This is a genomic window from Sphingomonas sp. M6A6_1c (assembly GCF_053345135.1).
On the sequence record NZ_JBKEZO010000007.1, the window covers coordinates 273,995 to 296,173 of the forward strand.

General features: G+C 68.9%; 23 protein-coding genes. 8 read left to right on the forward strand and 15 right to left on the reverse strand.

The genetic code is table 11. From position 1 onward, the window contains the following. Positions 1–11 precede the first annotated feature (11 nt). The 4 genes from ACLBWH_RS16535 to ACLBWH_RS16550 form a co-directional block, all read right to left on the reverse strand. Entirely contained in the window at positions 12–311 is a 300-nt protein-coding gene (locus tag ACLBWH_RS16535) for an NAD(P) transhydrogenase subunit alpha (RefSeq protein ID WP_447799939.1), read from the reverse strand. A 2-nt stretch (positions 312–313) separates the two neighbouring features. After that, positions 314–709 carry an endonuclease domain-containing protein gene (locus ACLBWH_RS16540; RefSeq protein WP_447800091.1) on the reverse strand — a complete coding sequence of 132 codons (396 nt, stop codon included), beginning with the start codon at positions 707–709 and terminating at the stop codon, positions 314–316. A gap of 68 nt (positions 710–777) precedes the next feature. After that, positions 778–1,899, reverse strand: coding sequence for an NAD(P) transhydrogenase subunit alpha (locus ACLBWH_RS16545; protein WP_447799940.1), 1,122 nt, complete (start codon positions 1,897–1,899; stop codon positions 778–780). Positions 1,900–1,910: 11 nt separating this feature from the next. Continuing rightward, positions 1,911–2,033, reverse strand: a complete 123-nt coding sequence (locus ACLBWH_RS16550; protein ID WP_322848489.1) for an aa3-type cytochrome c oxidase subunit IV — start codon at positions 2,031–2,033, stop codon at positions 1,911–1,913. A 155-nt stretch (positions 2,034–2,188) separates the two neighbouring features. Here ACLBWH_RS16550 and ACLBWH_RS16555 point away from each other — a divergent pair, with 155 nt between their 5' ends. Together ACLBWH_RS16555 and ACLBWH_RS16560 are read left to right on the forward strand one after the other, a co-directional pair. Next, a complete protein-coding gene (locus ACLBWH_RS16555; RefSeq protein ID WP_447799941.1) occupies positions 2,189–3,607 on the forward strand; it encodes a sigma-54-dependent transcriptional regulator in 1,419 nt (472 codons plus the stop codon). Between the two features lie 36 nt (positions 3,608–3,643). Beyond that, positions 3,644–4,384, forward strand: coding sequence for an SDR family NAD(P)-dependent oxidoreductase (locus tag ACLBWH_RS16560; RefSeq protein ID WP_447799943.1), 741 nt, complete (start codon positions 3,644–3,646; stop codon positions 4,382–4,384). Here ACLBWH_RS16560 and ACLBWH_RS16565 read toward each other — a convergent pair whose 3' ends face one another. The 7 genes from ACLBWH_RS16565 to glmM form a co-directional block, all read right to left on the reverse strand. Beyond that, positions 4,385–5,269 carry a bestrophin family protein gene (locus tag ACLBWH_RS16565; RefSeq protein ID WP_038663948.1) on the reverse strand — a complete coding sequence of 295 codons (885 nt, stop codon included), beginning with the start codon at positions 5,267–5,269 and terminating at the stop codon, positions 4,385–4,387. Between the two features lie 71 nt (positions 5,270–5,340). Continuing rightward, positions 5,341–6,396, reverse strand: a complete 1,056-nt coding sequence (gene folP, locus ACLBWH_RS16570; protein ID WP_447799944.1) for a dihydropteroate synthase — start codon at positions 6,394–6,396, stop codon at positions 5,341–5,343. Between the two features lie 70 nt (positions 6,397–6,466). Continuing rightward, the gene (locus tag ACLBWH_RS16575; protein WP_447799946.1) at positions 6,467–7,618 is read right to left on the reverse strand and encodes a DNA methyltransferase; all 1,152 of its coding nucleotides are present in this window, start codon (positions 7,616–7,618) and stop codon (positions 6,467–6,469) included. Positions 7,619–7,793: 175 nt separating this feature from the next. Beyond that, on the reverse strand, positions 7,794–8,480 hold the full coding sequence (locus tag ACLBWH_RS16580; protein ID WP_447799947.1) for a ribonuclease HII: 687 nt from the start codon (positions 8,478–8,480) through the stop codon (positions 7,794–7,796). Continuing rightward, positions 8,481–9,248, reverse strand: a complete 768-nt coding sequence (gene thiD, locus ACLBWH_RS16585; protein ID WP_447799948.1) for a bifunctional hydroxymethylpyrimidine kinase/phosphomethylpyrimidine kinase — start codon at positions 9,246–9,248, stop codon at positions 8,481–8,483. A 273-nt stretch (positions 9,249–9,521) separates the two neighbouring features. After that, the gene (locus ACLBWH_RS16590) at positions 9,522–9,746 is read right to left on the reverse strand and encodes a DUF1272 domain-containing protein (protein WP_322848482.1); all 225 of its coding nucleotides are present in this window, start codon (positions 9,744–9,746) and stop codon (positions 9,522–9,524) included. Continuing rightward, positions 9,746–11,098: a phosphoglucosamine mutase gene (gene glmM / locus ACLBWH_RS16595; RefSeq protein WP_322848481.1), complete on the reverse strand. Its 1,353-nt coding sequence runs from the start codon at positions 11,096–11,098 to the stop codon at positions 9,746–9,748. Before glmM ends, ACLBWH_RS16590 begins: the two co-directional genes overlap by 1 nt. Positions 11,099–11,157: 59 nt before the next feature. Between glmM and ACLBWH_RS16600 the strand changes: the two genes are divergently transcribed. Then, positions 11,158–12,378 (forward strand): dicarboxylate/amino acid:cation symporter, encoded by a 1,221-nt coding sequence (locus tag ACLBWH_RS16600; protein WP_447799950.1) that lies wholly within the window; start codon positions 11,158–11,160, stop codon positions 12,376–12,378. Between the two features lie 145 nt (positions 12,379–12,523). On the opposite strand, the gene ACLBWH_RS16605 is transcribed toward ACLBWH_RS16600, so the two are convergent. After that, positions 12,524–14,116, reverse strand: a complete 1,593-nt coding sequence (locus ACLBWH_RS16605; protein WP_447799951.1) for a peptide MFS transporter — start codon at positions 14,114–14,116, stop codon at positions 12,524–12,526. 118 nt (positions 14,117–14,234) lie between these two features. Here ACLBWH_RS16605 and ACLBWH_RS16610 point away from each other — a divergent pair, with 118 nt between their 5' ends. Continuing rightward, the gene (locus ACLBWH_RS16610; protein WP_447799953.1) at positions 14,235–14,813 is read left to right on the forward strand and encodes a nitroreductase family protein; all 579 of its coding nucleotides are present in this window, start codon (positions 14,235–14,237) and stop codon (positions 14,811–14,813) included. A 50-nt stretch (positions 14,814–14,863) separates the two neighbouring features. Next, entirely contained in the window at positions 14,864–15,220 is a 357-nt protein-coding gene (locus ACLBWH_RS16615) for a GntR family transcriptional regulator (protein ID WP_322848477.1), read from the forward strand. A 103-nt stretch (positions 15,221–15,323) separates the two neighbouring features. Here ACLBWH_RS16615 and ACLBWH_RS16620 read toward each other — a convergent pair whose 3' ends face one another. Together ACLBWH_RS16620 and ACLBWH_RS16625 are read right to left on the reverse strand one after the other, a co-directional pair. Continuing rightward, complete coding sequence (locus tag ACLBWH_RS16620; RefSeq protein ID WP_322848476.1) at positions 15,324–16,142, reverse strand: arylamine N-acetyltransferase family protein; 819 nt, start codon at positions 16,140–16,142, stop codon at positions 15,324–15,326. A gap of 162 nt (positions 16,143–16,304) precedes the next feature. After that, a complete protein-coding gene (locus tag ACLBWH_RS16625) occupies positions 16,305–18,023 on the reverse strand; it encodes an acyl-CoA dehydrogenase (protein ID WP_447799955.1) in 1,719 nt (572 codons plus the stop codon). Between the two features lie 36 nt (positions 18,024–18,059). Here ACLBWH_RS16625 and ACLBWH_RS16630 point away from each other — a divergent pair, with 36 nt between their 5' ends. Beyond that, on the forward strand, positions 18,060–18,983 hold the full coding sequence (locus ACLBWH_RS16630; protein ID WP_322848474.1) for an L-threonylcarbamoyladenylate synthase: 924 nt from the start codon (positions 18,060–18,062) through the stop codon (positions 18,981–18,983). Between the two features lie 222 nt (positions 18,984–19,205). Here the strand turns inward: ACLBWH_RS16630 and ACLBWH_RS16635 are convergent, their stop codons facing one another. Further along, positions 19,206–20,231 carry a flagellin N-terminal helical domain-containing protein gene (locus ACLBWH_RS16635; protein WP_322848473.1) on the reverse strand — a complete coding sequence of 342 codons (1,026 nt, stop codon included), beginning with the start codon at positions 20,229–20,231 and terminating at the stop codon, positions 19,206–19,208. 269 nt (positions 20,232–20,500) lie between these two features. Here ACLBWH_RS16635 and ACLBWH_RS16640 point away from each other — a divergent pair, with 269 nt between their 5' ends. After that, positions 20,501–21,823: a sigma-54 interaction domain-containing protein gene (locus tag ACLBWH_RS16640; protein WP_447799956.1), complete on the forward strand. Its 1,323-nt coding sequence runs from the start codon at positions 20,501–20,503 to the stop codon at positions 21,821–21,823. After that, the gene (gene fliE, locus ACLBWH_RS16645) at positions 21,820–22,179 is read left to right on the forward strand and encodes a flagellar hook-basal body complex protein FliE (RefSeq protein ID WP_447799958.1); all 360 of its coding nucleotides are present in this window, start codon (positions 21,820–21,822) and stop codon (positions 22,177–22,179) included. Before ACLBWH_RS16640 ends, fliE begins: the two co-directional genes overlap by 4 nt.

Below are 22,179 nucleotides of genomic sequence, written 5' to 3' on the forward strand. Positions count from 1 at the left end.
GGCGCCGCGCATCACGGCTTGGCCGACACCGGCCGCTCCTTCTTCTTGTACATGGCCAGCATCCGCTGCGTCACCGCAAAGCCGCCGAAGATATTGATGCTGGCGAGCACGACGCCGAGCAGCCCGAGCCATTTCGACGAAGTGCTGCCCGCCGCCGCGCCGGCGATCAGCGCGCCGACGATGATCACGCTGGAGATGGCGTTGGTCACCGCCATCAGCGGCGTGTGCAGCGCGGGCGTCACCGACCAGACGACGTAATAGCCGACGAAACACGCCATCACGAAGATCGACAGGATCGCTACGAAGTTCATTCCTAATCCTCCCCGGCACGGGGAGGGGGACCGCTCGCCGGAGGCGAGTGGTGGAGGGGGACCGCCGCAGACGCACGGATCGCGGTGATCACCGCATCCATGTCACGCAGAATGTCGGCGGCCCCGATCCGGAGCACCCTGTACCCGTTTTCCAACATGAAACCGTTACGCGATGCGTCACGCTGGGGCTGGTCGCCGCGGTCATGGGCCTCGCCGTCCACTTCGATCACTAATCTGGCTTTCGCGCAGTAGAAATCCGCAGTGTATGGCCCGATCGGATGCTGCTTGCGGACCTTCACCCCCAGCTTGCGACCGCGGACCTGCTCCCAAAGCAGCACTTCCGCCAAGCTCATCTCCCGCCGCAGCTTGCGCGCGAGTGCCACTTCGGGGCGCAACATGCGCGGCACGCCCCCTCCACCACCCGGCTGCGCCGGGCGGTCCCCCTCCCCGTGCCGGGGAGGATTGCTCACGACAGCAACCGCGGGTTGACGATCCGTCCGTCCTTGGTCAGCCGCACCGCGTCGCCGATCTCGGCGTCGAGCACCGGGCGGCCGGCGTCCTTGTCCCAGAAGGTCGACAGGAAATTGTAGAGGTTGCGGCTGAACAGCGCCGAGGCGTCGGCTGGCAGGCGCGAGGCCGTGTTGCGGTGGCCGATGATGCGGACGCCGTGGCGTTCGACGATCTCGCCCGCCACCGCGCCCTCGACGTTGCCGCCCTGTTCGACCGCGAGGTCGACGATCACGCTGCCCGGCTTCATCGACGCGACCTGCGCGTCGCTGATCAGCCGCGGTGCCGGGCGCCCGGGGATCAACGCCGTGGTGATGACGATATCCTGCTTGGCGATATGGCTGGAGACGAGCTCGGCCTGCGCCGCCTTATAGTCGTCGCTCATCTCGCCGGCATAGCCGCCGGTGCCCTCGCCCTCGATGCCGGCGACCGCCTCGACGAAGATCGGCTTGGCGCCGAGCGACTGGATCTGCTCGCGCGTCGCGGCGCGCACGTCGGTGGCGGAGACCTGCGCGCCGAGACGCCGCGCGGTGGCGATCGCCTGCAGCCCGGCGACGCCGACCCCCATCACGAACGCCTTGGCGGCGCTGACCGTCCCCGCCGCGGTCATCATCATCGGAAAGGCACGGCCATATTCCGATGCGGCGTCGAGCACCGCCTTATAGCCGGCGAGGTTGGACTGCGACGACAGGATGTCCATCGATTGCGCGCGGGTGATGCGCGGCATGAACTCCATCGCCAGCGCCTCGTAACCGGCGGCGGCATAAGCGTCGATTCGCGCGCGGTCACCGAACGGATTGAGGCCGGCGACGATCCACGCCCCCGGTGCCGTCCCCGCCAGCCCGGCCGGATCGGGACCCTGTACGCCGAGGAGGATATCGGCACCCGCCAGCGTCGCGGTACGATCGGCGACGGCGGCACCGGCCTCCGCATAGGCCCGGTCGGCGTAGCTGGCGCCGGCGCCGGCCCCCGCCTCTACCGCGACGGTCGCCCCTAACGCGATGAACTTCCTGACGGTTTCCGGCGTCGCTGCGACCCGCCGCTCGCCGTCTGCATGTTCCCTGAGGACGGCGATCTTCATGCCATCGGCGCCTATGCGATCGCCCAGATCACCAGCGCGACGATCACCGCGCAGGCGATCGCGCCCCAGAACAGCATCTTCGTGACGCTAAGATAGGTCGATTCATGCGCCTTCAGGTCACCATTGCCGGCCATCATCCAACCCTCGTCTGCTCGTGGCGTCTGCGCCCTTGTGGCAATACCTGCCCGCAAAGCGCCGCGGCCGTCAAGGCGGGCGGCGGCCGGCGAGCTTAAGTCCGCCTTTACCGGTAGCTTGTATCAGGTGCCCCGAACCGGGACAGGAAAATACCATGACGCGCAACGGACAGCGCCTGCTTCTGCTGATCGACGACGAGCCCGCGCAGCGCCGGTTGGTGTCGGCGCTTGCCGCCCGCGCGAGCTGGCGGTCGATCTTCGCCGCCGACGGCGAGATGGCGCTGGCGCAGCTCGGCACGCAGGACGGGATGCAGCTCGATGCGATCCTGCTCGACCATTGGGCACCCGATGCCGATGCCGCACCGCTGATCGCCGAATTGCGCGAACGTCGCCCGGCGCTGCCGATCCTGATGCTCACCGCCAACGGTTCGGTGATGCACGCGGTGGCGGCGATGCGCGCCGGCGCGACCGATTTCCTGGTCAAGCCGCTCGCCCCCGAACGCCTGCTCGCCGCGCTGGAAGCCGCGGTGGCGGGCACCGCCGCGGGCGAGCTGCGCCCGCTGACCGAGAAGATCCCGGCGCTGCTCGCGTTCGACGAGATCGTCGGATCGTCACCCGATTTCCGCGCCGCGCTGGCGATCGCCGCCAAGGCGGCGCGCGCGCGGGTGCCGGTGCTCGTCGAGGGCGAGAGCGGCGTCGGCAAGGAAGTGGTCGCCGATGCGATCCACGCCGCCAGTCCGCGGTCGAAGAAGCCGATGGTCACCGTCAATTGCGGCGCGATCCCCGCCAACCTCGTCGAATCGGAGTTGTTCGGGCATGAGAAGGGCGCCTTCACCGGCGCGTTCGAGCGCAAGATCGGCAAGTTCGCCGACGCCGACGGCGGCACCATCCTGCTCGACGAGATCGGCGAGATGCCCTTGGAGACGCAGGTCAAATTGCTGCGCGTGCTGCAATCGGGCGAGATCCAGCCGATCGGTGCGCGTCACGCCCGCGAGGTCGACGTGCGCGTCATCGCCGCGACCAACAAGAAGCTGCTCGAAGAAGTCGAGGCGGGGCGGTTCCGCGAGGACCTCTATTACCGGCTCAACGTTGTCCAGGTGACGATCCCGCCGCTGCGCGAGCGACTGGGCGACGTGCCGGCGCTCGCCCGCCATCTGCTGGCGCGGATCGCGCAGCAGCCGGGGTTGCGGCCGCTCGGCATCACCGACGATGCGCTGGCGCTGCTGGTGCAATACGACTGGCCGGGCAACGTCCGCCAGTTGCAGAACGCCTTGTTCCGCGCCGCGGTGCTCTGCGAGGGCGCGGCGCTGACCCGCGCCGACTTCCCGCAGATCGCCGCGCTCGGCGACCGCCGCACCGGCACGGCCGGCTCGGCGAGCGCCTCCCCCGGCGGCATCACGTTGTTCCGGCCGGACGGCAATCTGCGCCCGCTCGAGGATATCGAGGCCGACGTCATCCGCCTCGCGATCGGCCATTACCGCGGCCGGATGACCGAGGTCGCCCGTCGGCTCGGCATCGGCCGCTCGACGCTCTATCGCAAGCTCGGCGAACTCGGCATCGACAACGCCGCCTGACTTTCCCCGGCGGCGGGGCGGGGTTAGCATCGGCGGATGCCCTGTCACCACATCCTCGTCACCGGCGCCGCTTCGGGCATCGGCCTCGCCACCGCGCAGCATCTCGCCGCAGCGGGAGCGGAACGGCTGGTGCTGGTCGATGCCGATGCCGCGGCGCTGGCGCGGGTCGCTTTGCCGTGTCCGATCAAGGCGCTGGCGGGCGATGTCGCCGACGAACAATTCTGGGACGATGTCGCCGCCGATCTCGCGGGGGTCGATAGCGCGGTGATCAATGCGGGGGTGGCCGGCGCGGGGCCGATCGCCGACCTGTCCTTCGCCGAATGGCGACGCATCCTCGGCGTCAATCTCGACGGTGCGTTCCTGACGCTGCGGGCCGCGATGCGGGCGATGACCGGCGGCGGTGCGATCGTCGCGACCGCGTCGGCGGCGGGGATCAAGGCGGAGGCCGGCGTTGCCGCTTATGGTGCGTCGAAAGCGGCGCTGATCCATCTCGTCAAGGTCGCCGCCAAGGAAGGCGCGGCGAACCGCATCCGCGTCAACGCGATCGCGCCGGCGGGGGTCGAGACGCCGGTGTGGGATGCGATCCCGATGTTCGCCGAGCGCGTCGCCGCGGTGGGTCGCGATGCCGCCTTCGCCGAACTCGCCGCGCTGGCGACGCCGCTCGGCCGCTATGCCAAGCCGGAGGAGATCGCCGCGCAGATCGGCTTCCTCCTTTCCGACGCGGCGGCGCTGATCACCGGCGCCTGCCTGGTCAGCGACGGCGGCTATACGTTGTGATCACCACAGGACGCCCTTGACCGGTTTGGTCGGCTCGGGCGCGGGATCGCCGATCGACTGGAGCAGGTCGATCTCGATCGTCCGGCACATCGCGGTCAGCGGCACGTCGTGGACGGTGTTGGCGAAGGGATCGACCAGATCGTCGCCGATCTGCAGCACCGCGAGGAACATGAGCCCCGCCAGCGTCGAGCCGAGCGGCGTCGCATAGCCCAAAGTCTCGACCAGCCCGATCGGCAGCAGGATGCAGAAGATGTGGGTGAACAGCGTCGGGAAGAACCGATATTGATTGGGCAGCGGCGTGTTCTTGATCCGCTCCATCCCGCCCTGCGCATTGGCGATGTCGACCATCGTCGATTCCATCCGCGTCTGCTGGATGGTGTCGATCCAGCCCCGGCGGCGCGCATCGTCGATGCGACGGCCGGTACCGTCGAGCAGGCCGTTGGCGATGTTGCTGCGCGTCAGCGCCGGTTCCGCCTCGCCACGCGACAGGAATTTGAGCACCTGTTCGTCGACCGGCTGGCGGCGCAACTGGCAGCGCAGCGCGTTCACATAGGCGATCTGGCGGATGACGATCGTGCGGCGCAGGTCGTGCGCCTCGTCGACCGGCAGGAAGTTGCGCGCCTCGCGGCTGAGGCTGCGCGAGGCGTTGATCATCGCGCCCCACAGCACGCGGCCTTCCCACCAGCGCTGATAGGCGGAATTGTCGCGGAAGCCGATCAGCAGCGCGAGCACCGTGCCGAACAGCGTCAGCGGCAGCGACGGCGCCTTGAATTCCAGCGCATAGTAACTGACGGTGACGATGACATCCCAGATGAACAGGATCACCAGCGGCTTCCAGACTTCGGCGACGACGCGGGTGAAGCGGGGGGTGGTTGCAACGATCATAGCGTGTCCAAATGGGATCGGAACGGCCCGAACGCATCAACAATCGATCTGCCGCAACGCAAAATCACAATTCAGCCACCGACCAGCGCCCGGTCGCGCAGGCCACGCCAGATCCGCAGCGCCTGGACGGTCGCGGCGACGTCGTGGACGCGGAGCAATTGCACCCCCGCCTCCGCCCCCTTCAGCGCCAGCGCGAGGCTGCCGCCGAGCCGCGCCTCGACGGGCGCTTCATTGTCGAGCGCGCCGATCATCCGCTTGCGGCTGGCACCGAGCATGATCGGGCAGCCGAGACCGTGGAACAGCGCCAGGCCGTTGATCAGCGCGAGATTCTCTGCGAGCGTCTTGCCGAAGCCGATGCCGGGATCGACGATGATCCGCGATTGCTCGATCCCCGCCGCGACGACCGCGGCGATGCGCGCGTCGAGCCAGTCGAACACCTCGGTCAGCACGTCGCGATAGCAGGTGCGCGCGTGTCCGCCCTCCTTCGGGTCGGGCGAGTGCATCAGCACGACGGGGCATTGCGCCCGCGCCACCACGTCGAGCGCGCGCTCGTCCCAGAGCAGCGCCGAGACGTCGTTGACGATATGCGCGCCGGCGGCGAGCGCGGCTTCCATCACCGCGGCCTTGCGGGTGTCGATCGAAACGGGGGTGCCGCTGCGCGCGAGCCGTTCCACGACCGGGACGACGCGGGCGATCTCGTCGCCCTCCCAGACCTGTGCCGCACCGGGCCGCGTCGATTCGCCGCCGAGGTCGATCAGCGCCGCGCCGGCGGCGGCCATGTCGACGCCGGCGGCGGCCGCGGCGGCGGGGTGGTCGCCGTGGCGGCCGCCGTCTGAGAAACTGTCCGGCGTGACGTTGAGGATGCCCGCCACGAGCGGCTGATCGAGCCGCAGCGTGCGCTCGCCGAGTTGGAGCGGCGGGCGCGGCTTCGTGATCGCGGCGTGGAGGCGGACCGCGGGGTCGCCGAGGGTGGCGACCTCGGCGACGGGGACGGTGCGGCGGTGGCCCGCTTCGATGACCTCGTAAGCGGCGAACCATTGCAGGCCGCCGGCGAGGCGCGCGACGGCGCCGTCGGGCTGGGTGACGGGGGTGTCGACGAACTGGACCGGGCGAAGATGGAGACTCATCGCCGGTCCTTCCGACGGTGGACCCGACAAGGCAATATGTCTATTTCGCCCCGCGCCGGGGAGGAATGGCTTACGGCTGCGTGGCCAGCAGATACGTCTGTCGCAACGTGTCGATCGGCTTGAGCTTGCCCTCGCCGTCGTGGTGCCAGAAGGTCCAGCCGTTGCACGCCGGCGCGCCTTGCAGCGCCGCGCCCAATTTGTGGATCGATCCCGCCGCGCCGCAATCGGACAGCAGACTGCCGTCGGCGCGCACCGTCACGCGGAAGCGGCGCTTGGCGTCGGTCAGCACCGCGCCGGGCGTCAGATAGCCGTTCTCGATCAGCACGCCGAAGGCGACCTTGGGCTGCTGGCGCGGGCTCTGCATCGTCGCCAGCGCCGATTCGTCGAGGGGCAGCGCCGCGGCGATCCGCTCCTCGGCCGCCGCGATATAATCGCCCTCGCGCTCGATGCCGATCCAGCGGCGCCCCAGCCGCTTCGCCACCGCGCCGGTGGTGCCGGTGCCGAAGAAGGGATCGACGACGACGTCGCCCGGCTTGGTGCAGGCGAGCAGAATCCGGTACAGCAAGGCCTCGGGCTTCTGCGTCGGGTGGACCTTGACCCCGCCCTTCTTGAGCCGCTCGCCGCCGCCGCAGATCGGGAATTCCCAGTCCGAACGCATCTGCAATTCGTCGTTGAGCGTCTTCATCGAGCGATAGTTGAAGGTGTATTTGGCGCCCTCGCCCTTCGCCGCCCAGATCAGCGTCTCGTGCGCGTTGGTGAAGCGGGTGCCGCGAAAGTTGGGCATCGGATTGGCTTTCCGCCAGACGATGTCGTTGAGGATCCAGTAGCCGAGATCCTGCACCGCAGCGCCGACCCGGAAGATGTTGTGATAGCTGCCGATCACCCAGATCGTGCCGTCATCCCTAAGGATGCGGTGCGCCTCGGCCAGCCAGGCGCGGGTGAAGGCGTCATAAGCGGCGAAGGTGTCGAATTTGTCCCAATCGTCGGTCACCGCATCGACGTGCGTGCCGTCGGGACGGAACAGCTCGCCGCCGAGCTGGAGATTGTAGGGCGGGTCGGCGAAGACCATGTCGACCGACTTGTCGGGCAGCGCGCGCATCGCCGCGATGCAATCGCCGCGGATGATGCTGTCCAGGGGAAGGGGTGCGGCCGGGCACGCCGGCAACGGCGCCGCTTTGCGCGCCGCGACCCGCGACTGCCTGACCTTCTCGATAACCGCCATTACGTCCCCCTTGCCGCCCTATTCGCGCGAAACACCGGACTCACGTCAAGGGATCATTGGTTAACGTCATGCCCCGCCGTGCGGCCGACGCGACCGGCCGCCGCGCATTCGATCCAGATGTTGGGAAGCGCGGCCGTCGCCGACCCCAAGTGCTGGGGTCTGTGACTCAAAAGACTCAGCGCGCGACTTGCTGCAAATTTTTGCCGTCGGCATGCTCGAAGTCGAGCTGCAACGAAGCCGAACCACCGCTGCCCGTGATTCGGGCATAAGCGGCGGCGACCGGCGCGAAGCTGCGCCGGTGGAGCGGCGTCGGTCCGTGCTCGCGCAGCGCGGCGAGATGATGTTTGCAGCCGTACCCCTTGTTCGAATGCCAATTGTATTGCGGATGGACCGAGGCATGCTCTAGCATGATGCCGTCGCGCGTATGTTTGGCGACGATCGAGGCGGCGGCGATCGACAGGCTGTGCGCGTCGCCCGAGACGATCGCGGTCGCCGGATAGGTCCAGCGCGGCAGGCGGTTGCCATCGACCAGCACATGGCCGGGATCGCAGCCGAGCCGCGCCACCAGCGCATCGACCGCGAGCGTCATCGCCTTCATCGTCGCCCAATAGATGTTGAGCGTATCGATCTCGGCGGGCTCGACGATGCCGAGGCCATAGACGCCGCGGGTGGTGATGAGGCCGTACAAGCGCTCGCGCTCGGCGGCGCAGAGCTTCTTCGAATCGTCGATGCCGCGCGGCGTGCCCTTCGCCGGCAGCACCACCGCGGCGGCGACCACCGGCCCGGCGAGCGGCCCGCGCCCCGCTTCGTCCACCCCGGCGACCGGGGGCAGGCAGGTCTTCTCATGCTTCCAACCGGGCATTCAGCCCTCCAGTTCGTCAAAGGGGACGACGCCGAGCGTATGGCCGATCGGGCCGTGGCCGCCGCCCAGACCCGGCGCGTTGACGATCGCGATACGGACGAAGCGCACCGCCTGCTCGAACGCCGCCTCGATGCCGAGGCCGCTGGCGAGCCCGGTGGCGAGCGCGCTGGCCAGCGTGCAACCGGTACCGTGCGTATCGACGGTGTCGAATCGCTTGCCGATCAGGCGGCGGATCTCGCCCTGCGGCGACAGCAGCCGATCGGTGATCTCGGCCGCCTTGCCATGGCCGCCCTTGGCGACGACATGGCAGCCGTGCGCGAGCACCGCCGCCTCGCCGCCGAGCGCCGCCATCTCCGGGATATTGGGGGTCACGACCGAGGCGACGCCCATCAACCGTTCGAAGGCGGCCATGGTGGCGGCATCTGCGAGCACCGACCCGCTGGTCGAGACCATCACAGGATCGAAGACGATGGGCACGTCGAGCTGGTCGAGCAGGTCGGCGACCGCATGCGCGATTTCCGCCGAACCGATCATGCCGATCTTGACCGCGTCGACACCGATATCCTCGATCACGCTGCGCATCTGCGCGGCGACCATGTCGACGGGGACGGCATGCACCGCCTGCACGCCCAGCGTGTTCTGCGCAGTGATCGCGGTGATCGCGGTCATCGCATGGCCGCCGAGCATCGTGACGGTCTTGATGTCGGCCTGGATACCGGCGCCGCCGCCCGAATCCGAGCCGGCGACGAGGAGCACGCGCGGGATCATCGTACGCGCCGGACTTTGGCGGGACGTCGGCATCGGATATATCCCGCGTCCGACAGTGCGATGCCGATAGGGTGGCTGATCGTGTGCGCCATGGCGGCGACCCATGCCACAGGTCGGGGGCAACAGAACAGAAGAAGGTGGTTCACGCGAAGACGCAAAGGTGTTGCGTCCGGCACTGCGGCAGCGCTTCCTCCCGGCCGCGGCACTGGCCGCAGCTGCAGAAGGTGAAGCTGCCGCGCGCGCTCCACCTTCGCTTCTTCGCGCGAAAACCGCTCAGCTCTGGAAGCGGCGCTCCGCGGCGGCCGGATGCGCTTTCAGGACCTTGCCGGCGCGGGTCGGCCGGTCGAGGAGTTCGCCCCCGCAGTCGGGGCAACGCTCGTCGAGGTCGTCGGCGCATTCGCTGCAATAGGTGCTCTCCAGCGAGCAGATGAACGCGCCGGGCGCATCCGCCGGCAGGTCGGCGCCGCAGCGTTCGCAATCGGGGCGCATCGCGAGCATCAGGCGGCGGCCTGCCGCACGGCGTCGCAGATGCGATCGACGATCGTCTCGACCTGGCGCGCGTCGTCGCCCTCCGCCATCACGCGGATCACCGGCTCGGTGCCCGAGGGGCGGATGACGAGGCGGCCGGTGCCGGCGAGTTCGGCCTCGGCGGCGGCGATCACCGACTGGACCGACGCGTCGTCGAGCGGCTTGCCGCCGGCGAAGCGGACGTTCTTGAGCAATTGCGGCAGCGGCTCGAACCGGTGGAGCACCTCGCTCGCCGGCGCCCCGGATCGCTTGAGCTCGGCGAGCACCTGCAGCGCGGCGACGAGGCCATCGCCGGTGGTGCCGTAATCCGACAGGATGATATGGCCGGACTGTTCGCCGCCGACGTTATAGCCCGAGCTGCGCATCTTCTCGAGCACGTAGCGGTCGCCGACCTTGGTGCGGACGAGCCCCAGCCCCTGCGCCTTGAGATGGCGTTCGAGGCCGAGGTTGGACATCACCGTCGCGACCAGTCCGCCACCCGCCAGCCGCCCGGCACGCGCCCAGCCGGCGGCGATCGTCGCCATCAACTGGTCGCCGTCGACCACCCGGCCGGTCTCGTCGACGATGATCAGCCGGTCGGCGTCGCCGTCCAGCGCGATGCCGATGTCGGCGCCCGCCGCGACCACCGTCTCGGACAGGGTCTGCGGCGCGGTCGAGCCGACGCCGTCGTTGATGTTGGTGCCGTTGGGCGTGATGCCGATCGAGACGACGTCCGCGCCCAATTCCCACAGCGCCATCGGCGCGACCTTATAGGCGGCGCCGTTGGCGCAATCGATCACGACGCGCAGCCCGTCGAGGCGGAGGTTCTCGGGGAAGGTCGCCTTGGCGAAATGGATGTAGCGCCCCTGCGCGTCGTCGATGCGGCGGGCGCGACCGATCTGCGCCGAGGGCGACAGCGGCACGTCGCCCTCCTTGGCGCTGTCGATCAATTGCTCGATCGTCTCCTCCGCCTCGTCGGACAATTTGTAGCCGTCGGGGCCGAACAATTTGATGCCGTTGTCGGCGAAGGGATTGTGGCTCGCCGAGATCATCACGCCGATGTCGGCACGCATCGACTGGGTGAGCATCGCCACCGCCGGGGTCGGCAGCGGGCCGACCATGATGACGTCCATGCCGACGCTGGTGAAGCCGGCGACGAGCGCGGATTCGAGCATATAGCCCGACAGCCGCGTGTCCTTGCCGATCAGCACGCGATGCTTGTGCTCGCCGCGCTGGAAATAGGTGCCCGCGGCCATGCCGACCTTCATCGCCATGCTCGCGGTCATCGCGCCGGCGTTGGTCGCGCCCCTGATGCCGTCGGTGCCGAAATATTTCCTTGCCATTGCGTGCGATCCGTTCCGCTATGCCGCTTGCTCGATCCCCCGATGCGCCAAGGAACCCGATGTCGCAAGCCACCCGTATCCTGCTGGCGCTCGTCGCCGGCATCGCGCTCGGCATCGCCGCGGTGGCGCTCGACAAGGATTGGGCGCTGCGCGTCACCAGCGTCAGCCAGCCGATCGGCGAGGCGTGGCTGCACGGCTTGCAGATGGTGATCGTGCCGTTGATCGTCGGGCTGCTCGTCACCGGCATCGCCGCCACCGCGGAGGCGGCGAAGGCGGGGCGGATCGCCGGGCGCGCGGTGGTGCTGTTCGTCGTCGTGCTGTGGTGCACGACGCTGATGTCGGCGGTGGTGATGCCGCTGCTGCTCGAACTATGGCCGTTGCCCGAGGCCTGGTCGGTGGCGCTGCGCAGCGCGCTGACCGCGGCACCGGCGATGGGCAAGGTGCCGACGCTCGCCGATTTCTTCGCGACGATCGTGCCGACCAACGTCGTCGGCGCGGCGGCGGGCGATGCGTTCCTGCCGCTGACCGTGTTCACGCTCGCCTTCGCGTTCGCGATCACCCGGCTGGAGGAGGCGGCGCGGCGACGGCTGACCGACCTGTTCCAGGCGATCACCGATGCGATGCTGGTGATCATCGGCTGGGTGCTGAAACTGGCGCCGATCGGCATCTTCGCGCTCGCTTACGGCGTCGGCGCGCGCACGGGGGCGGCGGCGTTCGGCGCGCTGCTCCATTATATCGTGATGGTATCGGCGATCGGGCTGATCGTGCTGCTTGCCGCTTATCCGGTGGCGCGCTTCGCCGGCGGCGTGCCGCTGCGCCGCTTCGCCCGCGCGGTCGCGCCGGCGCAGGCGGTGGCGATCAGCACGCAGAGCTCGCTCGCCTCGCTGCCGGCGATGCTGAAGGGGTCGGCCGAGATCGGCGTCGCGCCGGCGACCGCGGGGATCGTCCTGCCGGTGGCGGTGGCGATCTTCCGCGCGACCAGCCCGGCGATGAACCTCGCGGTGGCCTTGTACGTCGCGCATTGGCTCGGCGTGCCGATCGGGCCGGGGCAGCTCGCTGCGGGGATCGCCACCGCGGCGATCACGACGATGGGATCGGTGTCGCTGCCGGGAACGGTCAGCTTCTTCGCCAGCGTCGCGCCGGTGGCGTTCGCGATGGGCGTGCCGATCGAGGCGCTGGGGCTGCTGGTCGCGGTGGAGACGGTACCGGACCTGTTCCGCACCGTGGGCAACGTGACGATGGACGTCGCGGTGACTGGGGTGGTGGGGCGATCCGTTTAATTCCTCCCCCGCCAGGGGGTGGCAGCACGAAGTGCTGACGGAGGGGGAGGATACGGAAAGCCCTGCGTCTGCGGAAACGCCCCCTCCACCACTCGCCTACGGCGAGCGGTCCCCCTCCCCCGCTGAAGCGAGGGAGGAATTTAGATCAGGGCCGCCGTTCCTCGCGCGTGTTCACCCCTGCCGCCGCAGGCTCGCCGATCGCCGCCTCGCCCGCCAGCGCGTGCGCATCGTCGCCGATCGTGTCGAGGTGCATCAGCCGCGTCACGAACGGTGCGAGCACCAGCACGACGACGCCGACGCCCATCGAGAACCAGCCGATCCGCCCATAGACCTCCAGCACCTGCGCCGGGCCGGCGCCCTCGCCGCCGGTCGCCTGCGCGATCAGGCCGGCGATGAAATTGCCCGCCGCGGTGGCGAGGAACCAGGTGCCCATCATCAGCCCGGTCATGCTCGCCACCGACAGCCGCGTCATCGACGACAGGCCGATCGGCGAGAAGCACAATTCCCCCATCGAATGCAGCATGTAGAGCAGGATGACGAAGATCGCCGGGGTCAGGCCGCTCGCCGGCGCGCCCATGATCAGCGCGAAGAAGCCCGCGCCGACCAGCACGAGGCCGATGCCGAACTTGAACGGCGCCGACGGTTCGATGCCGCGCTTGCCCATCGCCGTCCACAACAGCCCGAACAGCGGCGCGAGCGTGATGATGAAGAACGAATTGACCGACTGGAACCACGATGCCGGCATCTCCCAGCCCAGCACCGTGCGATCGACCGACTGGTCGGTGTAGAGGTTGAGCGACGAGCCCGCCTGTTCGAACAACGCCCAGAACAAGGGCGACAGCGCGACGAGGAAGAGCGCGGCGAAGATGCGATGCCGCTCGACCTTGGGCAAGGCGCGGAACGAGGTGAGCAGGATATAGCCGACGGTAAACACCGATCCGGCGATCAGCACGATGCCGACCGCGCCCTGATTGCGCACCAGCCACCACGACAAGGCCACTGCGACGAGCGCGCCGGCGTAGATCGCCCATTCGATCGACAGGCCGATCGGGGTACGCGTCTGCAGCGCGCCGGCGACCGGCGGTTCGCCGACGTCGTACATTTCGCGGCGGAACAGCACGAAGACGACCAGACCAAGCGCCATGCCGATCCCGGCGGCGCCGAAGCCATAGGACCAGCCCATCCGCTCGCCGAGATAGCCGACCAGCAGCGGGCCGATGAATGCGCCGGTGTTGATCCCCATGTAGAAAATCGAGAAGGCGCCATCGCGACGGGTGTCGTCGCGCGGGTAGAGCTTGCCGACGAGCACCGAGATGTTCGCTTTCAGGAAGCCGGTGCCGACGATGATGAAGGCGAGCGCGAGATAGAAGCCGTTGAGCGCGCTTCCCTGCATGCCGACCGGCCCTTCGACCGCGGCGATCATCAGATGGCCGACGGTGATGAACACGCCCCCCGCCAGCACCGCCTTGCGCGGTCCGAGATAGCGGTCGGCGATATAGCCGCCGATGATCGGCGTGACGTAGATCAGCGCGGTATAGGCGCCGTAGACCGCAAAGGCGGGCTGTTCGCCGAACAGGAAATGCTTGGTCAAATAGAAGACCAGGATCGCCCGCATGCCGTAATAGGAGAACCGCTCCCACATTTCCGCGAAAAACAGCAGGAACAGTCCGAGCGGATGTCCGAGGAAGGTGCGCGCGTGGGCCGGTACGCCGCCCCCGCTCGCTGATGCGATGGCCATAAGGTCTGACAACTCCAACACATTCATGGCGCCGGCCCGACCGGGCGGCGGATCGCGGCAACCTAACGGCTGATCCCCTGCTGTAAACATCGCCGCCACCGGCTATGGTGGCGGCATCATGTTCAACGACACCAGCACGCCGCTTTCGCTGCTCGCCACCCGCCGCTCGGGCAAGCCGCGCGATCTCGTCGCCCCCGGCCCCGACGCCGCGCAGCTCGACCAGATGCTCGCGATCGCCGCGCGCACGCCCGATCACGGCAAGCTCGCGCCGTGGCGCTTCGTCGTCATCGACGATCGCGACGCGCTGTCGCGGCTGCTCGCCGACGCCTATCGCGCCGAACGGCCGCAGGCGCCGCGCGGCGACATCGACGCGCTCGACCAATTCGCGCGGCAGGCGCCGACGCTGGTCGTGGTGCTGTCGTCGCCGGTGACGAGCAGCCCGATCCCGATGTGGGAACAGGAATTGTCCGCCGGCGCGGCGACGATGAACCTGCTCCACGCGGCGCATGCGCTGGGTTTCGCGGCGGGCTGGCTGACGGGATGGCCGACCTTTTCCGACGCGGTGCGCGACGGGCTCGGCGCCGCACCAGAGCGGATCGCCGGTTTCGTGTTCATCGGCACGCCTAGCCGGCCGCTCGACGAACGGCCCCGCCCGGATCCGGCACGAACCGTCTCGCACTGGCCCAACATGGGATAGGACGGACAGGTTGTTATGGACCTTTCCGGCATTTGGTGTATTAAGTCAGCATGACAGCGTTCAGCAACGAGGACAGCCCGGTCTATATCCGGTTACGCGGCACCATCGCGGCGGGCATCCTGCGCGGTGACTATCGCGCCGGCGACCAGCTCCCCTCGGTGCGCGCCTTTGCGGCCGAACATGGCGCCAATCCGCTGACCGTCGCCAAGGCCTATCAGAGCTTCCAGGACGACGGCTATGTCGAGGTCCGCCGCGGCGTCGGCATGTTCGTGCTGCCGGGCGCGTCCGAGAAGTTGCGCGCGGCGGAGCGCGCGGCGTTCGTCGAGACGCAATGGCCGCGGATCCGTGGCTATATCGACCTGCTCGGTTTGGACGCTGCGGACCTGCTGGAGTGCGAGCAGGCTTAGGAAGGCGTGTCCGCGCAGTCTCGATATCCCCGCGCTGCGCGATGATAGACCTTAGGCGCGGCTGGCGAGACACCTTCGCGCCTTCGCGCGAACCCGCTCTTCTTCAGAACAGCCCCAAAGTCGCCACTTCCTCGGTGGTCAGGTCGATGCCGAACATCAGCGACATGCGCATGCGATAGACGCGCGGGTCGGTGATCTCGGCGGCGCTGCGGTTGTCGCCGGCGCGGCGGTGGTAGCGGCGGTCGGTGAGGCCGGCGAGGCCGTGAGGCAGGACGATGCTGGCGATGGTGTGCTGGGTGAAGCGGCTCTGCGGCGCGGTCGACGCCCAATGGTTGGACAAAGCGAGATCGGCGTCGAACACCGCGGTCTCATGGAAACTATATTGCGGCTGCCAGCCCTCGCCGGTGCCGCGGCCGTCGGTCGAACCGGGGTCGCCCTTGCGGCTGAGCATCCAGCCGTGCTCGGCGTGGCGGTCGAGCCGGAACCAGGCGCCGTCGGACGCCTCCGCCTCCCAGCCGTCGGCGAGCGCCATCACCGGCGCGTAGCTGCCGCCGAAGCCGGCGTCGGCGATCCAGTCGCGGCCGTCGATCGTCACCAGGCTGAACGTGTGGGTCAGCGGCGGCGCGTCGGTGACGCCGAGCCAGACGCGCGCGAGCAGCGGCCGGACGGTGAAATCGAGCGCAGTCAGCGCGTCCATGAACAGGCGGTTCTGTTCGAAACAATAGCCGCCGCGCTTCGCCGTCACGAGCTTGGCGAAGACCGAATCGCCATCGATCGCGATGCCGCGGCCGAGGCGGACGTCTAGATTCTCGAACGGGATCGACAGGCGATGTTCGCGCTGGAGGCGGCCGAGCCCCTCGGCGTCGGGCGTGACGCGGGCGGGCAGGCCGATACGGGCGAGATAGGCGTCGAGGTCGAACATGGTGGGTCCTTGGAAGCAAATCCTGATCCTCCCCGGCACGGGGAGGTGGCGCCGCGCAGCGGCGACGGAGGGGGGCTTCCTCATGGTATAGCGTCTGGGGAAGCCCCCCTCCACCACCCGGCTGCGCCGGGCGGTTCCCCTCCCCATTCCGGGGAGGATTTTTCAGGCGGCGAACGCCTCGGCTGGGACGGCGTAGAGCACCTCGGCGCTTGCCGTCGCCGCGGCCTTGAGGCCGTGCGCCTCGGGAACGATCTGGTCGAGGTAGAAGCGGACGGCGGCGCGCTTGACGATCGCGAACTCCTCGTCGCCCGTCGCATGGCGCCCTTCGCGTTCCATCAGCCAGCCGCAGACCGCGACCGACGTCATCGTCAGGAACGGATAGCTGGCGGCGAGCTTGTCGTCGGCGTCCGCGGTGGCGAGGCGGCGGGCGATCGCGTCGACCGTGTCGATCAGCGCGACCAGTTCGGGATGCACCGCCTCGGCGCGCATGTCGGCGACGAGCGCGGCGAAGGCACCGCCATTGTCGAGCGCCAGCTTGCGGCCGACGAGGTCGGCGGCCTGGATGCCGTTGGTGCCTTCGTAGATCGGGGTGATACGCGCATCGCGGAAATATTGCGCCGCGCCGGTCTCCTCGACATAGCCCATGCCGCCGTGGACCTGGATGCCGAGCGAGGCGACCTCGTTGCCGATGTCGGTGCCATGCGCCTTGGCGAGCGGCGTCACCACTTCGAGCCGGTTCTTCGCCGCGCCGTCGCCGAGGCCGGCACGATCGACCTGACCCGCGGCATAATAGACGAGCGCGCGCGCCGCCTGCGTCTGCGCCTTCATCCGCAGCAGCATGCGGCGGACGTCGGGGTGATCGACGATGCGCACCGCCTCCTTGTTGGACGAGCCGGCGCGCGCCGACTGGACGCGTTCGAGCGCATAGCCGACCGCTTTCTGCGTCGCGCCCTCGGCGATCTGCACGCCCTGCAGGCCGACGTTGAGCCGCGCATTGTTCATCATTGTGAACATGGCGCGCATGCCGGCATGTTCGGCGCCGATCAGCTCGCCGATGCAATCGTCGTGATCGCCGAACGACAGCACACAGGTCGGCGAGGCGTGCAGCCCCATCTTGTGCTCGATCGAGACGACGCGGACGTCGTTGAAGTCGCCCGGCGTGCCGTCGTCGTTCAACCGGAACTTCGGCACGAGGAACAGGCTGATGCCGCGCGTGCCGGTGGGCGCATCGGGCGTCCGGGCGAGGACGAGGTGGACGATATTGTCCGCCATGTCGTGGTCGCCGAACGAGATGTAGATCTTGGTACCCTTGATCGACCATTTGCCGTCACCGAGCGGCTTGGCGGTGGCGCGGAGCGCGCCGACATCGCTGCCCGCCTGCGGCTCGGTGAGGTTCATCGTGCCGGTCCAGTCGCCGGTCGCCAGATGCGGCAGATAGAGCGCCTGCTGCTCCGCGCTGCCGTGATGGATCAGCGCCTCGATCGCGCCGACGGTCAGCGTCGGGCAGAGCGCGAACCCCATATTGGCCGAGCCGAGCGTGTCGAGCACCGCGGTCTGGATCGCGAAGGGCAGCCCCTGGCCGCCGAAATCCTCGGGCACGCCGATCGTGCCCCAGCCGCCCTCGACGTAATCCTTATACGCCTTGACGAAGCTCGCCGGCATATGGACGCCGTCGGGCGACCATTTTGCGCCGACCGTATCGCCCTCGCGGTTGAGCGGCGCCCATTCGCCGCTCGCGAACTGGCCGACGCCTTCGAGCACCGCGTCGACCACGTCCGGGCTGGCGGCAGCGAAGCGCTCGGTCGCGGCGATCTCTGCGATGCGGACGACATGCTCCAGCACGAAACGCTGGTCGGCCACGGCTGCGGTAAAGGACATCATTCTCTCCTAGGATTGCACGCGATATAGGCCGGACGGATGGCCGATCCAAACCCGCGCATCTTACCCTACGGCACGGCCGCGCTCGCCGAGGCCGCGGCGCGAATCACCCGCGGCGAATGCGTCGCGGTGCCGACCGAGACGGTCTATGGCCTCGCCGCCGATGCCGGCAACGCCGACGCGGTGGCGGGCATCTATGCCGCAAAGGGGCGGCCGAGCTTCAACCCGCTGATCGTCCATGTCGCCGATCTCGCCGCCGCCGAGCGGCTCGCGGTGTTCGACGACGATGCGCGGGCGCTGGCGGCCTTGTTCTGGCCGGGGCCGCTGACGCTCGTGCTGCCGCTGCGCGCGGGCGCGCCGATCGCGTCGCTGGTGACTGCGGGCCTGACGACGGTGGCGCTGCGGGTGCCGCGGCATCGCGCGATGCAGGGCCTGATCGCCGCCGCCGGCCGCCCGCTCGCCGCGCCGTCGGCCAATGCGAGCAACGCGATCAGCCCGACGCGCGCCGCGCACGTCGCGGCGAGCCTCGGCACGCGGGTGCCGCTGATCCTCGACGACGGGGCGACCGAGGCGGGGCTCGAATCGACGATCATCGCCGGGCGGACGATCCTGCGGCCGGGGCCGATCACCGCCGCCGAACTGCCGTTCGCGACGACCCCCTATATAAAGGAGTCTGCGGTCACCGCGCCGGGGCAGCTCGCGACCCATTATGCGCCGCGCAAACCGCTAAGGCTGGAGGCGGGTGCGGCGCGTCCGGGGGAATGGCTGATCGGCTATGGTGCCGTAACGGGCGACGATAACCTCTCGGCGTCGGGCGACCTGCGCGAGGCGGCGGCGCGGCTGTTCGATGCGCTGCATCGCGCCGATGCCAGCGACCGGACGGCCATCGCGGTCGCGCCGGTGCCGCACGACGGGCTGGGCGAGGCGATCAACGATCGGCTGGGCCGCGCGGCGCACCGTTAAAGCGGGGTGGATGTTCGATCAAAGTCCTCCCCTTGCGGGGGAGGATTTTTTCCAAAACCCTGCGTGTCGATCCGGCTTAGGGACCGGCAGCGTCCGCCGGACCGACATAGCCGAAAACCCCGGTGGCGGTGGCCACCGAGGTTCTGGCTTTGCTCGTCCTTGGGGGGAGAGCTCGGTCGGCGCCAACGCCCTTGGGGGGCAGCGCCGGCGCCGGTCTTGGGATTACTGGAGGAGCTTCAGCACGCCCTGCTGGCTCTGGTTGGCCTGCGAGAGCATCGCAGTCGACGCCTGGCTGAGGATCTGCGCCTTGGCGAGGGCGGTCGTTTCGGCCGAGAAATCGGCGTCTTCGATGCGGCTCTTCGCGTCGGTCAGGTTGGTGACGTTGGTGGTCAGGTTGTTGACGACCGACTGGAGACGGCTCTGGCCGGCACCGATCGAGGCGCGGGTGGTGTTGACCGACTTCTGCACCGCGTCGATCGTGTCGATCGCCGTCTTGGCGCCGGCGGCCGTGCTGATGTCGATACCGCCGGTGTTGTCGCCGGTCGTGGCGGCGGTGTAATAGGTGTCACCGGCAGCCAGCGTCTTCGTCGTGCCGATGTCGGTCGAGGTCAGCGCGGTGGCACCGCCACCCGTCTTGGCGCCGTAAGCGACGTCTTCCGCGGTGATCTTGCGGCTGGTGCCGACCAGCGAACCGGCAGCGACGGTCGCCAGGCTTGCGGCGACCGTGGCACCCGCCACGCCGCTGACCGACGCCATGTCGAGCTTGCTGATCTTCAGGTTGACCTGATCGGCCGAACCGGCACCGGCCTGGATCGTCACGCTCTTGTCGTTCGCCGAGTCGAACAGGCCGACGCCGTTGAAGGTCGTGCCGGCGATGTTGGTGAGCTGCTTCTGCAGTTCGGCGACTTCGGTCTTCATGTTCGAGCGGTCGTCGGCCTGGTAGGTGCCCGATGCCGACTGGACGGCCAGTTCGCGCATCCGCTGCAGGATGTTGGTGGCTTCGCTGAGGGCACCGTCGGCGGTCTGGGCCAGCGCGATGCCGTCGTTCGAGTTGCGGATCGCCTGGTTCATGCCGCGGACCTGCGCGCCCATCGAGGTCGAGATGGCGAGGCCGGCGGCGTCGTCCTTCGCCGAGTTGATGCGCTTGCCGGTCGACAGGCGCTCCATGGCGGTCGAGAGCTGCATGTTGGCCGAGGTGGAAGCGTTCGCGGAACGCAGCGAAGCGATGTTGGTACCGATGACGGTCATGTGAATTCTCCAAAAGCTGCGGCGCTCCCCGCCGCCCCCAGAGCGGAGGGCCGAGCCGCCAAATGAGAGAACGGCCAGTCCCGACGGGGATTTAGCGAAAAAATGCAGCAGCCCGATTTTGCCGGTCCCTCGCATGCGTACACGCGCGCGTAGAGGCGCGGGCGGCACGCGCGCGGCGCGCCCGGAAAAATTTTGCCGGTCAGGAACGAATTTTAATCCGGCATTTACTCTGGAACCCGCATTGGAGAGCTCGTCCTTGGGGGATAGCAATGCGTTCGATTTTCTCTTCCGCTGCGGTGTTGCAGCGTCACTATCCACTCGTCTCCAGCCTGCGTGCGCAGGGCTTCGGCCTCGGCTCGTACGAGACCGGGCAGCCCGGGGCGGCCGATCTGTTCCTGATCGCCGAGGGCGAGGCGCCGCCGGCGCCGGCGCGGTCGGTGATCATCGGTAGCGAGGGCCGGCACGTGCTGCCCTCGCGCAACGGCAATCCGGCGCGCATCGCCTTCGGGCCCGAGGATGCCGCGGTCGGCAACGGCTTCGCCCGCGCGCTCGTCGCCGGTGCCGAGATGCCGACCGCCGCCGATCCGGAAAGCCTCGCGCTGCTGGCGCTCGCCGAGCGCGTCGCGCAGGCGGACATCACCGTGCTGATCAACGGCCCGACCGGCACCGGCAAGGAAGTGCTCGCCCGCGCGATCCACAACCAGTCGCCGCGCCGCAACGGCCCGTTCATCGCGATCAACTGCGCCGCTTTGCCCGAGACGATGCTGGAAGCGCTGCTGTTCGGTCACCAGAAGGGCGCGTTCACCGGCGCCTCGTCGGGTGGCGAGGGCTTCTTCCGCGCCGCCGACGGCGGCACCATCCTGCTCGACGAGATCGCCGAGATGCCGCTGCAACTGCAGGCCAAGCTGCTGCGCGTGCTGCAGGAGCGCGAGGTGGTGCCGATCGGCGCCTCGGTGCCGCAGGCGATCGACGTGCGCGTCGTCGCCTGCGCCAACCGCGACCTGCAGGGCGAAGTCGCCGCCGGCCGCTTCCGCGCCGATCTCTATTACCGCCTGTCGGTCTTCCCGCTGTCGACCAAGCCGCTCGCCGAGCGTCCGCAGGACATTCCCGCGCTCGCCGCGACGATGATCCTGCGCCATGCCGGCACCCGCGCGGTCGTGCCGTGGCCGACCGCCGAGGCGGTCGAGACGCTGGTCCGCTACGACTGGCCGGGCAACGTCCGCGAGCTGGAGAATGTGATCCAGCGCGCGCTGCTGTTCGCCGGCGGCGACACGATCGATGCGAGCCACATCGTGTTCGATCGGCCGGTCAGCTTCACCTTCCACCGCGAGCCCGCACCGGTGACGCAGCTGTTCCCGCAGGCGGCGGCTCCCGCCGCGCCGGTGGCGAGCGAGCCCGCCACCTTGGGCAACGTCGTGCAGATGAGCGAATTCCAGGCGATCCGCGAGACGCTGGCGGCGTGCGGCGGCAGCCGGATCGAGACCGCGCGCCGGCTCGGCATCTCCGAACGCACGTTGCGCTATCGCCTCGCCAAGGCGCGCGAACAGGGTAACGACCTTGCCCGTCCGCTCAGCATGGCGGCGTCGGCATGAGCGGCGTGGCCGGAGTTGGCGGCGCGATGAGCGTCGACCGCGTGATGCAGCTGCGCGCGCAGATCCTCGAACGCAACCAGGCGCTCAGCCGCGCCAGCGCCAGCGAAGGCGCCGCCCCTGCGAATGCGACGAAGCCGACCAGCTTCGCCGACACGCTGCAGGACGCGCTGAAGGACGTCAACGCCGGCCAGAACAAGGCCTCGGCGCTGTCCGAAAGCTACGAACGTGGTGAGACGGTCGACATCGCCAAGGTCATGCTGGCCCGCCAGCAAGCCTCGGTCGGGTTCGAGGCGACGCTGCAAGTCCGCAACAAATTGCTGTCCGCGTACAAGGACATCATGAGCATGCCGGTGTAA